The following is a 16860-nucleotide window of genomic DNA, read 5'->3' as shown; positions in this document are numbered from 1 at the left end:
AGCTGATAGCTGATAGCTGATAGCTGATAGCTGATAGCTGATAGCTGATAGCTAACGCATTTTGGTCAAGCTTTCAGTCTTATCCAAAAACATCTCGGTGAAAATACTCATCACTGTTCGTTTACGCACCCGGATATTGGCACTGATAGACATACCCGATTGCAATTGCACTTCTTTGCCATAAGCTTGAATGAACTGTTTATCCAATTTAATTTTGGCAGGGAAAGTATAGTCTTGACGCAGTTCCGCAGGATCCGGTGGTAGGGCATCAGAACCAATAGATAGTACCTCACCTTTTACATCACCAAACTCACTAAAGGGAAAAGAGTCAACTCTGACTTCTGTTTCCATACCTTCATCCACAAACCCGATGTCTCGGTTGGTAAGATATACCTTAGCAATCAGAGAGCTACCGGGAACAATTTTGAGCACTGGCTGAGTGGTATTGGCAACAAAACCAGGAGTTGAGGGTTGCAAATCAAAGACTGTTCCATCAACAGGAGCTCGTAGTTCTTGATAGCTTAGGGTTAGTTGAGCCTGCTGCAACTGGCTATCAATTTCTGCCATCTGCTTATTGTTATCAACAATGCGTTGGTTTAATTGACTGATAATGCTAGCTATTTGGGTGTTTATGCTATCAATTCTTTCTTTATTCTGGGCCATCAAATCAGCCAGTTCTCGTTGAGAAGACGCAATGGTACTGAGTAGATTCGCTCTGACCCCAGCAATTTCTTTTTGCAAGCGTTTTTCTTCTTCAATCCTGGAGTTTATCTCAGTTTGGCGATTTTTGACCTCATTTTGCTGCCTCAAGAACTGAATCTTAGAAAAGCCCCCTTGTTCATACAGGGGTCTGAGGTCTGTCAGAATACCCTCCTCAACTGTTAGGATGTCTCGGCCATTGGCAAGTTGAATCTGATTCTGTTTCAGCTGTTCCTGTAGGGAGCCAATTCTACTCTCAAGTTCAGCAATCCGAGCGTCAAGTGCAGAAGTCCCATATTGTAAACGAATTCGTTGTTCAGGGCTAAGATTAGCGCTCTTAGAACCTCCACTCAGTTGAGCGCGATAAAGTCGAATTTCTGCTAGTACCGTGTTTCGACTAGCGATCAGAGAAGGCAATTGTGAGGACAGTTGTATGTCCAAACCTGGTGGTGGTACAGGTGGATAATTAGGATTACTAATTGCAGCCTGATAAAACTGGTTTTCTCTGATTAAGGTAGCACGGCGTTTATTGAGAGACGTGAGTTGAGCCTGAGTAGCCTTAGGCTCAAACGAAAGGAGCAATTGCCCTTCTTTAACCGGCTCTCCTTCCTTAATATGAATTTTTGTCACCACTCCACCCACAGGAGCTTGGACTTCTTTAACCGCACCTTGTGGCTCTAGCTTGCCCCGGGCGGGAACGGCATAGTCAATTTTGGCAAAGTAAGCCCACACCATACCAAAAGTTGTTAGACTCAACAGTGCCCAGAGAATGGCATGAGACCAATGGGGCGATTGTTCTAGAATAACCGGCTGGTCGAATTCGAGGTGACTATTAGAAGCACGACGTCTGTCCCTGGTGTCTTGAGGAACTGCCATTTTGCTAATAGTACCCACAGAACCTAAGTTTATTTTTGGATTTGGTTTGGAACCATTGCCATTACCATTGCCATTACCATTGCCATTATATGGGCTCATAGTTATTAGCTCCTGCTATTCGTTAATACTTCGGAAAGGATGAATAATGAAGGATAAATAATAAAGAATGAAGGATAAATAATAAAGAATGAAGGATAAATAATAAAGAATGAAGGATTTTCTCGGAATGTTAAGATAATTATCTGGTTGAATAATTAAATTTAGTAACTAATAAAAAACTGACTCATTGATCATTTTTATCACTTACTTTAGGGGGAGTTAGCCAAAACTTCTCGCTCTCACTTGATAGCCTCTGTAAAACCAACTACCCGACCACTAGTATTTTTTTATCCTTGAGCCTAGTCTATCCGATACCAAGGGTTAAACCAAATAGCAAATACCGAGACCATACACACTTAATCCTTCACCCTTAATCCTTAATGCTTAACCCTTCATGGTTAATCCTTCACCCTTCACCCTTCATAGCTACATTTGAGCATCTTGTTGCATGTAGAGGCAATAGTAACGACCTTTCTGAGCCATCAGTTCATCATGAGTACCTTGCTCTACTATTGAACCCCGATCCATCATCAAAATGATATCAGCGTTGCGAATGGTTCCTAGGCGGTGGGTAATGAACAATACCGTGCGTTTGTCAAAAGCTTCGGCTAGATTTAAACACACTTGCCGCTCCGTGTCATAATCGAGGGCGCTGGTGGCTTCATCTAATATCATTAACTGGGGTGATTGCAAAATCGTTCTGGCGATCGCAATACGCTGTCGTTGTCCCCCGGAAAGACCTGAACCCCTTTCGCCAACGCTGCTATTGTAACCCAAAGGCAATTCCATGATAAAATCGTGGGCCACTGCTATCTTTGCTGCCTGAATAATTTCCTCACTGTCTGCATCAGGATTGGTCAGAGCAATATTCTCTTGAACGGTTCCCTCAAACAAGAGGGTTTCCTGAGGCACAATCCCAATCTGACGCCGCAGGGAATAGAGTTCGACTTTCGAGATATCGTAACCATCGACAATGATGCGACCGGACTCTGGACCATAGAGTCTAGCCAAAAGTTTGGTCATGGTACTCTTACCGGAACCACTTTGCCCCACAATCCCTACAAATGAACCAGCTGGAATCTCGACGTTAATGTTATTCAGTTGCATTGGTCCACTCTTGGCAAAGCGGAAGGAGAGATTTTCATAGCGAATGTCTCCCCTGACAGAGGGCAAGGGGATATTACCCTGGTCTGCTTCAGCCACTTCTTTGGGTGTATCGACAATGTCACTGAGGCGTTCGAGAGATAGGGCTGTAGACTGGAAGTTTTGCCAAAGTTGGGCTAAACGCAGCAAGGGACTGGTAACGTAGCCCCCAATAATCCGAAAGGCAATCAACCCCCCTAGGCTTAATTGTCCATCTAGTACTAGATAGACCCCTACCCAAAGCACAAGTAAACCCGAGAGTTTGTTCAAGAAGGTGCTCATAGAACTAGCAGCGGTAGAGGTTAGCACATTCTTGAAGCCTTCACTAACATAGCGCGCATATTTCTCTTGCCATTTCCAACGCGATCGCAATTCAATATTCTGGGCTTTAACGGTGGAAATGCCAGATAATACCTCCACTAGATAGGATTGGGTTTGAGCATTCCGTTCCGCTTTATTGCGTAGCTGTTGCCGGACAATTGGGGAAACGATCAGGGTCAGGAGCATGAACAAAGGGATTACTGACAAAGTCACCAGGGTCAGCACCCAACTAAAGAGGAACATGACCACGATGTAGATTACAGAAAAGACTGAATCTAACACCACGGTTAGGGCTGTCCCGGTCAAAAACTGGCGGATATTTTCTAGCTCATTGATCCGAGTGGACAACTCCCCAACGGGTCGTTTCTCGAAATAATTTAACGGTAAGCGCAACAGGTGGTCGATAATCTCGGAACCGAGAGCCATATCGATACGGTTGGTCGTATCTACAAACAGGTAGGTACGCAGGGTGATTAAAACCCCCTCAAAAACCGACACCACCAACAGTAAAATTCCCAGTACTTGCAAGGTATCGGTACTGTTTTGGGATATCACTTTGTCAATGAGTACCCGGATAATCAAGGGATAGGCTAGACCCAACAGTTGGACAAAGAAAGAAGCAATTAAAACTTCCGTCAATACCTTGCGGTAACGAACGATAGAAGGCCAAAACCAACTCAGACCAAACCGCTGGGTAGGGGTGTCTTTGGTAGGTTTTAACAGAAGTACCTGCCCGCCTTCTCCCCAGTTTTCTTCAAAATCTTTGGGTTTAAGCCGTTGAATTCCCAGCTGTGGCACCGCCAGCACTATTTGCCGTTCACTGGCTTCATAGAGAATAGCTAAGCTATCGTGCCACAACAGCATGGCTGGGGTAGGTAAACGTTTGATAGCGTTAGCTGGTACTGTTGCGAGTTGGGCAGTTAATCCCATCAGTTCTGCCACTGCACCACAGTGCTGAAGGGAGATTTGACCGGTGCGAGCATGCTGGTTTTTTAGCACCTTCCGTATACTATCTCGCCGGAAAGGAATTTTAAAGTACTTACTCAGCATTTGGAAACAAGCCAAGGATTCCTGCACTGCTCCTTTACCCCGTATAAAGGGGAATTTTGTAGGAGTAGTCTGGCCAGTGTAAATCGTCTCGGGAGCTTGATCCGGTCGGTCTGGAGCCTGGGGAATATCGTCTTGAGGTATACTGGGAATTGTATCGGTAGGCTCAGCCAGGGTTTCCGAGTCATTGGCGGTTTGCTCAGAGAAAATAGCTTCTGGAATTCCCACCAAGCGCGTTGCACCATGACCATTGACCTGTAAGCTAGACAATGCTTCTGAACTCAGACAAGACCCTACTGGTAAATTGGCGGCTGCTCCCCCACTCACAAACCATACTCGATTGGGGTCGAGTTGGCTTGACATTTGCTTGCCCCGAGGCAGGTTATAAACTAAAGCGTCTGACCAGGCTAACAGGGCAAGTGCTTTGAGGTCAGTCTCTGCCTCAGCCCGACGCCCCAACTCTGTTCCCAAAAGATCAAAGATTTCCACTAGACCACAACGGGCTTTGAAGGCATCTGAGAAAGATTTTTCTGTATCTAGCAGCCCTAAGAAGTCAGCCGCATTGATGGTGACACAAACCGCTTCCACCGATGCGATCGCAGTTTCACAGGGTATGCCCCTGACCAAACTGACCCAGCCAATAATCGCTCCTGGTTGTAGTAATTTGAGGGTTGTGGGGGTTTGACGGCGTTGGTCATAGCCGATGAGACGGGCTTTTCCTTGGAATAAAATCGAGATTTGGCCTGGCATTTTATCCCTGACCACAATTGTCTGACCCATGCGGTAGCGCAACAGTTGGCAACTCGTGGACAGTTTTTGCAGTGCTGTCCTTGACAATTTATTGAACGGAGAAATACCAGCTAGAAACTCTTGAATTGTTGTTGTATAGGTCATTGAGCCTCTTAGGAGATTACTTAGCTTAAATTTGAGATTAGTTAGCTTAATTAAATTTGATAACAGCTTCTAATGGGGTATTTATTAGGATATGCTAAGCATAGTAGGTCTGTCTTTTATGTAAAGACTCTGTAACGCACCCTAGGAATTGCTTAGCGCTTCCATCAAGAAATGTAACTAGTTGGCTATGCTATGATGGAATCAGGCAAAGTCTATTGAGACTAGCCTTAAAGAACAAAAATTTTACCGTACACCATAGACTACTGATCATTTAGCCACGGCACAGCTTCAGGATTACCATATCCCCAAGCTAGAGGGGTTTTTCGGAATCTTCCCCATCTGGCGCGGTTAGCCCAAACTATTAGCCAAATCCCGCCTATTTTCCCCCAAATCCGGAATTTTAGCCATCTATTTAGTTTCTTGAGTTTAGTTTCATTAGAAAGTCAAGTCGTTAATCTAGCGCCGCTAATTGCTGATTCAGTTGCTCACTTAGCCAGGTGCTGAAACATTCATTCAGTAGTCGCTGGCGCATCGAATCATCTAACTGGGCTGGCATAAACTTCTCCAAACGCACGATTAACAGCCATTCTCCCAAGCGTGTCGGTGGGAACAGTTGTCCGGGTTGGCTCAGGCGAAGCATTTGGGCTAAGGCGGGGTGAGGTACGCTCAGTTCAACCGGACCGATTAATCCGCCAGTCTGAGCTTCTGGTCCTTGGGAATATTCCCTGGCTAGGTCAGCAAAAGACTCTTCTCCTTCTTGAATTCGGAAATAGATTTCTTGGGCTACCCCTGGGTCTTTAGTCCGAATCAGGGAATAAATCACCCGGTCTAATTGTCCCTTCCTCTCCAGAAAATAAGATTCCAGTTTGTGACTCCAGGTTTGTTGTTTGTATTTCTCAATCAGAATACTTCGTACCGCTAGGGCTTCTAATTGAGCTGGATTCATACCACGCTGCTTTAGCCAAGCCTGTTTAGCCGTCTCGTCAATGAGCTGATTTTTTTCCAAGAACTGCTGATAGGCTTGAGCCTTCTCCTCTGGTGTGCAGCTTGCGGTAGCCACTGCCTCGTCAATGATAATCTCACGGATTAACGGTGGCAGCAATTGGTAACCAGCTAGCAGGGGAACAATTTCTTCTGCACTAATGACGCGATCGCCTATTCGTAAAACTGTAGTTGTCCCCATAAGAAATGTTTGGCTTTGTGGTAGCGCTAGGTGGATAGGATGGAGATATTACCCACCGTATATTATAATTCCTAATTTTCAAGCTTCAACAGTACAGTTTTTCCACATTCACGAAAATAGGGTATTGGTATAGCACTACCCATTAAGATGTTTGACATTGTCTTGATGCAAAGCGCGAGTGGGGGAAACCACGGCAGTCGCTCATGGGGGGGACCCCCAAGACCGCGCTGCCTCCCCAAGACCGTAATGGTGCGCTTGACCTTGGCGAATTAAATTCGCCACGGGTCGCACCTCTGCATCGCTTCTAAACTCCGAAACCTAGTCAATGCTTACTTTTGACTTCTGACTTCTCACTTGAGACTTGCGCGTAGCGCTATAATAGCTAATTGGTAATGGGTACTGGGTAACTGACTACTGATACCACACTACTTGATATCATTGCTTAGTTCAGTAAGGCCGTTGATTGTGCATTGCCCACGGAGCGTTTGGTTATTGGTTGAGGGTCAGTTCTAAGCAACTGGGCTGACCGCTGATATAGCACTACATATGATGTTTGACATTCCTAAACTCCGAAACGTAAGTAATCGCCTACTTCGAACCTTGCTGACTTCTAACTTCTGACGCTAAGCGTAGCGCTATAGCTGAGTACTCGCCACTTGGGTTGACTATATATTAAGTTTTCAAAAGATTTGGGTTTGCGATAAAGTTCTGCTCATTGGACCTGAAATAACAACACGAGGAGCACAAGCCCTAGAGCAACGAGCTATTACTTGTTGCGGAGATTGATTTTACGTTGTTCACTGATATGCATAATCGGTATCATTTCATAATAACATAATTCGGATTTTAGAGCATGTGTAACTTTGTTTGTAACTTTGTTAGTCTAAGGTAATTAGTCTAAGCTAAGAGATTTTCCTGCCGTTGGGATAGGCGTGAAGCGTAACTATTGCAGAATAGAAATCGCCCATGGCGTTCTGTCATGATTAGAATTACTGGGAACCAACACTCGCTCCTTATCGCTCTAGTTCATTGGTCAGAGTCTTTAGTCCATTTTTCGCGGGTCTCCCAATTAGCTGTGCAGTGTTTTAGTAGTTCCCTCACACTTTTTTTTGTCTTTGTTCCACTGACTTCTCACCCCTAAAGCCCCGATGGCTATTAACGCCAATATAGAGGTTGGTTCTGGAACGGAGGTGGGATCAGTTGGTGTTGGAACGGAGGGGGGATCAGTTGGTGTTGGAACGGAGGGGGGATCAGTTGGTGTTGGAACGGAGGGGGGATCAGTTGGTTCCAGTCTGACTACATTGACATTATCGATTAGTAGTCCTGAATCAAAAGCACCATCCCCAACATCTGTCACACCTATGGTGAAGGTGTAGGTTCCAGAAGCAGCAATTGTCTGAGAGTAGGTGCTAAAACCAGTTTCATTCACAAAAGGTGTCATGGAATCAGCTAATACTGAGAACGTATCAGCCAAACCACTCACCTGACCGGAAATTCCCACAAAAGCGAAGTCATTAAAATATTCGGAACCGTAATCATCTGTGAGGAAGTTGTAATCGAAATTAAGCACATCTCCTGCAACGGCTGTAAAGGTAGTTCTGATTGCTGATCCTTCAAACACCTCCCCCTTTCCCGCGCCCAGATTATCCAGCGCTGTAATGTTCAGCTCTAGAAAATTGGCTAGCTCCAGGAAGTTCTCTTTTTCCTGGGGAAGGAATGTATCTAGCTGGGCATAGAAACTGCCGTCAGTAGGTTTACTACCAAAACCTGCGGTGCGCACAGAAGCACTACCCAATGTTTCCCAGCCCGTAAAATCGTTTTCAAAACTACCATTAGTGATGATGGCAGCTGAGGCAGGATTAGTATCCAATAAACTGGCCACACCGATCAGGCTGACAATACCTGTTCTCAAAGAGAAGCACTTGTGGTTTTTAAGCTGAAACATATTTATTATCTTTGTTGAGAACTAGAGATTAGTCATGGGTAGATGCTTCCCAGTTCCAAAGTGGATATTTTGTCCGAGTAGACGCTGGAAACCCATCTGACAGTCTTGGGTTGAAGACTGACCGGATTGCTGATTGGTTCCACACGTAACCTCGAAGCTGATCTTGACAATCCTAAATCACCTGTGGTTAATCATCCGATGATAAAATCGCCATCTTCTTGAATATCTATAGTTAGATCGTTTGGATCAACATTTTTCAGGGTAGCTAATGTTCTGAAGGGGGTGTTGCCTTGAAGACCATCTCGATCTACTTTAATAAGAGCATGTGAACCAAACTGATCAATTTCCAACTCAATTTTCAACCAATCGTCAACATTGGCATCTGAATTCAAACCGTATTCTTCAACAAGATCCCAAAAGAAACCAGAGGTTAGAACCACAATATCTTCATCGTTGGGATCGAAGTTTTCGATCAGGTCCGTCCTCTCGGAAAACGTCTTATACCAGATCACATCAGCAGAATTATCAATACCAGGGTTGATATAGTCACCTCCGGGACCTCCGAATAGACTGTCAGCACCCCCTTGGCCGTAGATCTCATCTCGTACAACTTGTTCATCGCTACCTCGGAGGTCGTCATCGTGCTCTGTGCCATTTATTTGATTAATCTCTGTGTCATTTATTTGATTACTGTTTCTGCCATTTATTTGATTAGTATCTCTGGTACTCATAAGTGTTTAGTATGTGCTAACTCTGTGGGTTTTGATTGTTTGAATCCTTGAATTTTAAGTCATTAGCAGAGGCATATTTTTCTCTATTAACGATAAAAATATCTTTACTGCTACTGAGGGTTTAGAGTGGCAGCACACCCAGGAATTACTCTCCTAAAGGAGAAAAATATATTTTTCTATTTGTCCATAAAAACCTGCTAAATTATAACGATTTTTTTGGAATGTTAACTCTGGTTTAATACTAAAAATATTTTTCATTCATAATCTTTATCAATAGTTTAAGTTTAGTGAGACTTTGTGTGAAAATTGTGAAGCAATTTGATAATAATAATGAAAGGTCAAGTGGTGATGCCTATTATTAATTTTTCAATCCAGTTAGAGGAAAATCCGGAATACTTGTCTGATAATTTTTTTGGTTATATCACAATTGTATAGGCACGAGGGAGAAACGAAGGGAGGATAAGCGTGCAAAACCTTTAAAGGGTTTAAAATCCTAAAAACTACAAAAGGTATAAGAGGGATAAGGTGTACCAATTTCATTTATCCGAGCTACACATGCTGAGGAGGTATAGCGCTACGTGCAAGTCTCAAGTGAGAAGTCAGAAGTCAAAAGTAAGCATTGACTAGGTTTCGGAGTTTAGAAGCGATGCAGAGGTGCGACCCGTGGCGAATTTAATTCGCCAAGGTCAAGCGCACCATTACGGTCTTGGGGAGGCAGCGCGGTCTTGGGGGTCCCCCCCATGAGCGACTGCCGTGGTTTCCCCCACTCGCGCTTTGCATCAAGACAATGTCAAACATCTTAATGGGTAGTGCTATATAAGTTACAGGTTGTAGGTGATCAGCTTACAGGTTATTAAGCTAGTGTGCATTTAATTGGCATATTTTATATAGGACTTACGCAAATACCTCAATTTAACGCTACCTGTAGGGTTTGCCAAACCTTGACCACCATACCCATGGAGTCTGTGCGTAAGTCCTGTTATACTTTCGGAATTAGGGAAGGCAGACAAGGGGGATAAAAGGGCAGTGTTGTCTTTCCACTCTTATCTCTCTTCCCGCTCTTCCCCCAGAAAAGAATTTCTGATCAAGGTCTCCTCTACTCCAGATTGAGTAGACCTCTTGCAAAAGTATTTTTCTAATTAGTGTTTGCGTCAATTCTTGTCCACTGTTCCCAGATCCGCTGTTCCCTGTTCCCGACAACTGCCGCGAAGTCTAGTGTGCCATTGACCGATAACCCAAGCCTCGATGGTGATGATTTTGCCAAAAAAGCCGTCTGATTCGTCTATCCCCTGGTTTAGCATTGGCATAACTGCCATTGTTTTACTGTCACTCGCCCTGCGATTTTGGGGACTGGGTCGATTTAATCGCCTGGTATTCGATGAAGTTTACTACGCTATATTTGCCAATAACTACTTAACCGGTACTTCCTTTTTCAATCCCCATCCTCCCCTAAGTCAGTACATCATTGCCATTGGCATCTGGATTGGCTCTCACCTCCCCTTTGGACAGGATACGGTTAACGAGCTGACTGGTTCGTTACGGTCTACCTGGAGTTACCGATGGCTGAATGCCCTGACGGGTTCTTTGATTCCGATGGTAGTGGCGGCTTTGGCTTATCAACTCAATCGACGTCGCAGCTATGCTTTGATTGCTGCTCTGTTCGCAGCTACTGATGGTTTATTCCTGGTAGAATCCCGCTATGCCCTCAACAATATATATTTAGTGATCTTGGGATTACTGGGTCAGTTGTTTTTCCTCCTGGCTCTGAATCGTCATGGTGCCAAACCCTGGCTGATGCTAATCCTATCTGGTGTGTTTTTTGGTGCTTCCGCAGCGATTAAGTGGAATGGCTTGTGGTTTTTGTTAGGCATTTATATAGTATGGGCTGTCGCTTGGGTATGGCAATTATTTAGAACCTATTTTGGGGAGACAACCCGTACTCGTCCCATACCATCCTTAAGCCATCCATTACAACACCTGACAGAACTCAATGTCGGGCACATGGTGCTGAACTTGGTAATTTTACCAGCTCTCACCTACAGCCTCCTGTGGATTCCTCACTTACTGATGAATCCTACCCCTGGATTCTGGGAGTCTCAAGTCAAAATTTTAACCTTCCATCAAAATGTCGGCAGTGGCACTGACGTCCATCCTTACTGTTCCCGGTGGTATAGTTGGCTGTTAATGTGGCGTCCGGTTGCTTACTTTTATCAGACTGCTAGTCACACCCCTGAGGCTGTTTCCACTGACTCCCCCTTATCGGCTGGTGGGAGCAATTTAATCTATGATGTCCATGCCATGGGCAATCCTTTCCTATGGTGGCTCTCGACTACAGCAATTTTGTTGCTGTTGCTGCTGTTAACCCAACGCATCATCGAAGGGGTGGGCTGGAAATCCATACCAACCTCCTATACCTGGATTACCCTCTATTTGATCGTAAACTACGCCGCTAACCTATTGCCCTGGACGAAAGTGACTCGCTGCACGTTTCTTTATCATTATATGGGAGCTTCAGTGTTTTCAGGATTAGCACTAGCTTGGCTAGTTGACCGCTGGCTACACAGTGAGCAAAACCAGTATCGTAGTGCTGGTGTCACCGTAATCTTGGTAGTTGTACTAGCTTTTATATTCTGGTTACCAATTTACTTAGGTCTACCCTTGTCTGGGTCAGGGTATCACCTGCGGATGTGGTTCCGTTCCTGGATTTAGCGACAAGTTCTTACTATCAAAGTTCAGCACCTATTGATGTTTTATATAATCAATAATGGGCAGTTTGTCACCATTTATTTTCCCGGCTGTTGCTGGTACATAATAATAACATAAATCCAGATAGCGCTGAGCAATTACAGAATGAGCTCAGGAAAAGATTTGAAATCCAAAATCATCAAGTATTCAAGAATGATACCGGGTAGAAAAGTTATATCGATGTATTTTTGGTCACCCCTAAGGATACCGAAACAGCCTTAGAATAAGTGGCTTTCAAAGATATCACTTAAAGCAATTGAAAATTTGCTCTTAAGAATCAACAATCAACAATCAACAATCAACAATTAACGTAAGCATTCAGCTATCAGCTATCAGCTATAGCAGTCGCCAGGGCAGTTAGGACATCGACATTAGTCTCAAACCTAAGTAAGCGCAAGAGTTTTTCTGACTTCTGACTTCTGCTATATCAGCCATTGACTTGTGGCCACGTTACTTGAGGTGCTTATCGGCTATGGGCACGCTACTGTTCGTGCAGCACCTCAAGTAGCGCAATCGGTGCTTTTGAATGAAATAAGCTGACCGCTGACCGCTGACCGCTGAATGCTTACCAATTAACGATATTCCTTTCGTTGCCACAACAGTTTTAGTCCTGCGACTAAACCTAAGCCAAGGGGAGTCGTGGGTTCTGGTACTGACTCTGGCTCTGATGGTGTGTAGTCGTAAGTAACCTGAACATCCCCTTGGGCTTTTGTTGCGATCGCATTGAGTATATTAGCGGTTCCGTTAACAATCGATATGGTTTCCGCAGAGAAGAAAAAGTCTACGGGTTGAGTGCCCAGGAATGCATTAAATACGGAACCATTTGTGAATGTCTTCTCACCAGATACATTAGCTGTTAGTCCGATGAATGAAACTGCAGACTCGCCCTGGAAATCTAATGTGCCATCATAGGCAGCGACAACGGCTGAATCTCTTACTGTTGCTGTCTGTGTGAACAGGGTTGTATTATTTGCTCCGACCAATGTGAATAAGCCTTCCAGATTCCAAGTCAGAGTTGCTGGCTTTGCGTCTAGGCTTTCGCTCCGTGCGTCTCCTGACATTAGCCCGTTAAATTCTATGGTTACGGCATCAAGGGTACCGAGACTGGTGTCGAAGGGGTTGATAACAGGTGTGAGAGGCTCGTCATTGATATTTGTCGGCATCAGTGGCACTGAAGCGGATTGAACGATCGTGGCACTCCTAGCTGCAGTAGTAGTTGCCACAATACTGGTTAAGACAGAAACAGTAGCTAAGCAAATCAGATATTTGGTTTTCATTGATATGAAATTCAATCTTCATTTACAAATTAATTATTTTTTTGGTGAATGGCAATTTTATTTTTTGGTATTTATGGCCTTGTCAAATATTTTTTATCCGAATATTTTCTGATTTATTTTTTTATTATTTGTGTTATAGCGCTGTGCTCAGGGAAAAGGGAACAGGGAACAGGGAACAGGGAACAGGGAACAGGTAATAATTTAGCTTGTCACATAAATCTTTGAGCAATTATTAGTCCCTTTAATTTGTCAATAATTGAGCAGCCATTGCTATAGATAAAGTCCCATTAATCACTTACAAAATAGTACCTGTATTTTTGTTAATCGGTAAATTTAAACTTAAAAATTGTCAGTGTTAAATTAATCATTAACCATTAATCATTAACCATTAACCATTAACCATTAACCATTAATCATTAACCATTAAAGAATTTGGAAACTGAGCATTCAATGCTGGCAATACTGGACAGGGTTTCTTCTGCTGCAAGTTATCTCCTTTACCACTAAAGGTATTCCACCGAAATGGTCCCAAATCGGCGGCGGCCATCCACAGCAACCGTTTAGCTCGGGTCATGGCTACATAGAGCAAGCGGAATTCTTCAGCAGTCTTAAGCTGTGCGGCTTGTTCCCAAGCCTCGGGTGCCATGGGTAAGGGTTTACCGTGAAGATAGGCACGAATTTGAGCTCTGGCTACTTCTGCTAGGGTAAATTCTCCCAAAAACTGAGCGGCAGTAGGTACCCACGGATTACCTGGAAGGGTGTCTTCATGGAGAAAGGGCAAGAAAACATAGTCCCAGTCTAATCCTTTGGCTTTGTGCATGGTGATCACAGTCAGTTGATGGGAACGCAGATAAGGGGAGTCTGTATTGTCTGGGTCTACAGGTTCAAAACGTTCTGAGCTAACGATTTCCTGAAGTACTGCTAGAGTTTCACTGATAGAACTGTTGCCAAAGGTCTGTTTTGCTATCCGTTCGGCTAATTTATCTGCTGTGGCTAGCTCGGATTGGTCATAGTTTAAGGTCTGAGCCAGGAAGGAAATTAGGTGATAATTGGGGAGTTCTAAACGAGCACGCAGTAAATCACAGCAGTAGCGGCGAGCTTTGATAACTGCTTTTGTCTGGGGTGGGTCCAATGGACCAGGATAGAGGAATTGTTCGGGATAGGTGGATAGAGCATTGAGGTCTTGGGTGGGAATTAACTGACGTTTTACCAAGACATCTAGGGCAGCTTTTAGGTAATCCGGAGAATGGGGACGGTCGAGAAATTGCAGCAGTGTTAGGATTTGACTGGGAACGTGGGATTCGCGATCGCGTTTTTGGACATCATACACCTCAATCTCATGCTGGCGTTTAAGATACTCCAGTTGTTCCACCACAAAGCTCCCTTGTCGATTCTCCCGCACTAACACAGCAGCGTTATGGTTTTGGTTTTTGGCAAATAGCTCCACTACTCGCTTTCCAATCAGCTCGACTGTGTGGTAAATGTCCTTAGGAGTGTAGAGTTCTAAACCTCTCCCTTCTGGATTTGGGTTGGCATCCGGTTGAGGGTCATTGGCATCTACTCGACGAATGGTTTGAGGACGAAAGGGTAGCTCGGGAGACGGTTGGGTTTGGGGGATAGAGTCTGGCTGTGGTACTGTTTCGGTAGAGTTTTTGCTGCCATAGGTGCTATTGACCCAATTCACGATAAAGTTGGCAGCATTGATGATAACCTGGCTACTGCGACCCGCTTGATCCATTGTGGCTAAACGTCCTATTCCCTGACAGTCTTGGCAAAACCAATTGAAATAAATTGGGTCAGCTGGGGTAAAGGTAGAGTTAATGGCTTGATTGGGGTCTCCAACTCGGATCAGATTTAGGGTATGGTGTTGGGAGGTTGAAGGTTGGGAGGTTGAAGGTTGGGAGGTTGAAGGTTGGAAGGTTGAAGGTTGAGAGGTTGAAGGTTGGAAGGTTGAAGGTTGGAAAGTTAAAGGTTGTTCCGGTAGCGTGGCCAATAGGCCAAGGTTTGGTTCGGCACTAGCTGGTAATGTGGCCAGGGTTTGCAAGAGTTGGTATTGTAATGGTGTGGAATCTTGGGCTTCGTCTTCAAAGACGGCAAAAAATTGATTTTGCCAGAGCTGACGGATGGCATCGTTTTCTAGCACTCTCAGCGCAGCTAGAATCATGTCGTCGTAGTCGATGAATTCACGCGATCGCACTATGGTTTGATACTGTTGATACAGTCCTGCTGCGATCGCTAATATTCCATATTCATCCGTTGTCTGTTCACTGAGGTGCCACAAATCTGCTGGTAATAACCCAGAACTTTTGGCTTCATGGATAACGGTGTAGGCCAGGTTAGGTAAAACTTCCGTTCGCAATACGGATTGTCGGCGCAACCGTTCTGTTTCTTCTCCATCAAAGCTTCGACCTTCGAGCAAGGTCAGATACCGGCGTGGATAATTAGCAATCCACTGTTCCACACAAGCACGGATTAAGCGATGACTTTGATTTGGAGTTACTAGAGTACTACTGTCTAGATTAAGTCCCGATAATTCTGGATGACGGTTAGCAATGTAGAGGGCTAAACCATGTAAGGTATAGACTACAAAACTATTTTGTGGGACCTTAAGGGTTTTTAGGTCATCGCGGATTTTAGCTCTTATACTGGCAGCGGCAGAGCGAGTGAAGGTGACTACCAGCAATTGATATCTGCTATGGAGTTGGTAATTTGCGATCGCAATTGCTGCAGCTTTTGCCATGCCAGTAGATTTACCAGCACCAGGGACAGCAGAAACCGCTAAGGTTCCCCCTTGCCAGTCGGCCATCGGTTGTTGTCCCCTTCTTAAACTATTGCGGAGTCGTTGTAGTTCTTGGGCACGCCAAGCGGAGAGCGGGGTTTGCCCTGAGTCTGACTTGGTATCTGTATCCTCTGACATGTTGAGATTTGCTGCAACTGACTATTTTTTGGTTATTTTTTGGTATTGTAATTAGCCCAGGTTGCAAACCGCTATCCCTTAAGGTTTACCCTGGTTGCTCATTCAACCATTAGACCTCGGGAGTAGGGACAGATTTTCACAGGGCACTGAGATCTTAGAGTAGCTTAATGATTATTCATTTATTGTTAGAGTGATTAGTAATTACGCAACAATAACTTAACAATTTCTGCGTTTTTTTTTTAATAAAACATGCCAAAATTACATGGGCAGTGTCAGTTCTGCTCACGATACTCTTAGCAAGGTTAACTCTAAAAGACTTCTTTCGCTTTTCTCATTTCACATTTTAAGGAGGAAATTATGAAGCGAGTTGCGATTTTTTTGATGTCTTTGATGGCTGCACTGGTACTCATTGCTACCCCAGCTCATGCGTCGATTCAAGCAGGCATTATTGAGCTGTGTTCACCAGGCCCAGTGGAAACAACAAATAATGACACAAGCACATTTAAAGAAGTGTTCTTCGCAGAGCCATTTCGGGAAGGCTCAGATGTGATCGTGATTCCAATGGTTCAAACCTTTAATGGAGCAGATACCCCTGGTGTCAGGATCGCAGATGTAACCACGAAGGGCTTTAAGTTCAAAATGAACGAATTAGTTCGGGGTGGTCCAAGGCAGGCTCTGTCAGATGGAGGACATACAAAAGAAACCATAGGTTGGATGGCTGTCGGTTTCTAATCGCTCTTAGGATTTTTTTCTGACCCCTGTCGCCTGTGCCCAATGGATGGGGTACAGGCGATTTCAGCATTTTGTAGTGAAAGTGTCACAAAGGCTGTTGCACAAGCCAAGTATTACGGAACACCCAAAGCTGAAAGCCCCGTGTTTTTAAACCGGGTCAGAAGTTACCGCAAGAATAGTGCAGCCAAAGCAAGTTGGTAGGCTATGCATTAAAGGTGACAGGTTTTGTTGTAAGGCTGCACTATTAATCA

Annotated in this window: 9 protein-coding genes and 1 pseudogene; 3 read left to right on the top strand and 7 right to left on the bottom strand. The window is 44.4% G+C overall.

The window, feature by feature from the left end; all coding sequences use genetic code 11:
• Positions 1–51 precede the first annotated feature (51 nt).
• The 5 genes from F6K38_RS17090 to F6K38_RS17070 form a co-directional block, all read right to left on the bottom strand.
• The gene (locus F6K38_RS17090; protein ID WP_287357003.1) at positions 52–1674 is read right to left on the bottom strand and encodes a beta-barrel domain-containing protein; all 1623 of its coding nucleotides are present in this window, start codon (positions 1672–1674) and stop codon (positions 52–54) included.
• A gap of 426 nt (positions 1675–2100) precedes the next feature.
• Positions 2101–5079, bottom strand: a complete 2979-nt coding sequence (locus F6K38_RS17085; protein WP_287254326.1) for a peptidase domain-containing ABC transporter — start codon at positions 5077–5079, stop codon at positions 2101–2103.
• Between the two features lie 451 nt (positions 5080–5530).
• Entirely contained in the window at positions 5531–6262 is a 732-nt protein-coding gene (locus tag F6K38_RS17080; protein ID WP_009149356.1) for a peptidylprolyl isomerase, read from the bottom strand.
• Positions 6263–7331: 1069 nt separating this feature from the next.
• Positions 7332–8207: a PEP-CTERM sorting domain-containing protein gene (locus tag F6K38_RS17075; protein WP_009149354.1), complete on the bottom strand. Its 876-nt coding sequence runs from the start codon at positions 8205–8207 to the stop codon at positions 7332–7334.
• A gap of 191 nt (positions 8208–8398) precedes the next feature.
• Positions 8399–8938 (bottom strand): hypothetical protein, encoded by a 540-nt coding sequence (locus tag F6K38_RS17070; protein ID WP_009149351.1) that lies wholly within the window; start codon positions 8936–8938, stop codon positions 8399–8401.
• A 1251-nt stretch (positions 8939–10189) separates the two neighbouring features.
• Between F6K38_RS17070 and F6K38_RS17065 the strand changes: the two genes are divergently transcribed.
• The gene (locus tag F6K38_RS17065; protein ID WP_044494450.1) at positions 10190–11647 is read left to right on the top strand and encodes a dolichyl-phosphate-mannose--protein mannosyltransferase; all 1458 of its coding nucleotides are present in this window, start codon (positions 10190–10192) and stop codon (positions 11645–11647) included.
• Positions 11648–12255: 608 nt separating this feature from the next.
• On the opposite strand, the gene F6K38_RS17060 is transcribed toward F6K38_RS17065, so the two are convergent.
• Both F6K38_RS17060 and F6K38_RS17055 read right to left on the bottom strand, forming a co-directional pair.
• Positions 12256–12960: a choice-of-anchor E domain-containing protein gene (locus F6K38_RS17060; RefSeq protein ID WP_287357001.1), complete on the bottom strand. Its 705-nt coding sequence runs from the start codon at positions 12958–12960 to the stop codon at positions 12256–12258.
• A gap of 409 nt (positions 12961–13369) precedes the next feature.
• Positions 13370–15877, bottom strand: a complete 2508-nt coding sequence (locus F6K38_RS17055; RefSeq protein ID WP_009149336.1) for a UvrD-helicase domain-containing protein — start codon at positions 15875–15877, stop codon at positions 13370–13372.
• A gap of 357 nt (positions 15878–16234) precedes the next feature.
• Between F6K38_RS17055 and F6K38_RS17050 the strand changes: the two genes are divergently transcribed.
• Together F6K38_RS17050 and F6K38_RS44235 are read left to right on the top strand one after the other, a co-directional pair.
• Positions 16235–16609: a hypothetical protein gene (locus F6K38_RS17050; RefSeq protein ID WP_009149334.1), complete on the top strand. Its 375-nt coding sequence runs from the start codon at positions 16235–16237 to the stop codon at positions 16607–16609.
• 156 nt (positions 16610–16765) lie between these two features.
• Positions 16766–16860 (top strand): annotated as a pseudogene (locus F6K38_RS44235) (RNA-guided endonuclease InsQ/TnpB family protein); the annotation flags it as partial.

Source organism: Moorena sp. SIO3B2, from assembly GCF_010692525.1.
Taxonomy (GTDB): domain Bacteria; phylum Cyanobacteriota; class Cyanobacteriia; order Cyanobacteriales; family Coleofasciculaceae; genus Moorena; species Moorena producens.
Note: the sequence above shows the minus strand (reverse complement) of the source record. Positions and strands in the feature narration are given on the sequence as shown.

Bases quoted from the DNA above. Each gene is read 5' to 3' on its own strand.
- F6K38_RS17055 (WP_009149336.1), bottom strand. From the start codon at position 15,877: ATGTCAGAGGATACAGATACCAAGTCAGACTCAGGGCAAACCCCGCTC.
- F6K38_RS17060 (WP_287357001.1), bottom strand. From the start codon at position 12,960: ATGAAAACCAAATATCTGATTTGCTTAGCTACTGTTTCTGTCTTAACC.
- F6K38_RS17075 (WP_009149354.1), bottom strand. From the start codon at position 8,207: ATGTTTCAGCTTAAAAACCACAAGTGCTTCTCTTTGAGAACAGGTATT.
- F6K38_RS17080 (WP_009149356.1), bottom strand. From the start codon at position 6,262: ATGGGGACAACTACAGTTTTACGAATAGGCGATCGCGTCATTAGTGCA.
- F6K38_RS17085 (WP_287254326.1), bottom strand. From the start codon at position 5,079: ATGACCTATACAACAACAATTCAAGAGTTTCTAGCTGGTATTTCTCCG.
- F6K38_RS17090 (WP_287357003.1), bottom strand. From the start codon at position 1,674: ATGAGCCCATATAATGGCAATGGTAATGGCAATGGTAATGGCAATGGT.
- F6K38_RS17070 (WP_009149351.1), bottom strand. From the start codon at position 8,938: ATGAGTACCAGAGATACTAATCAAATAAATGGCAGAAACAGTAATCAA.
- F6K38_RS17065 (WP_044494450.1), top strand. From the start codon at position 10,190: ATGATTTTGCCAAAAAAGCCGTCTGATTCGTCTATCCCCTGGTTTAGC.
- F6K38_RS17050 (WP_009149334.1), top strand. From the start codon at position 16,235: ATGAAGCGAGTTGCGATTTTTTTGATGTCTTTGATGGCTGCACTGGTA.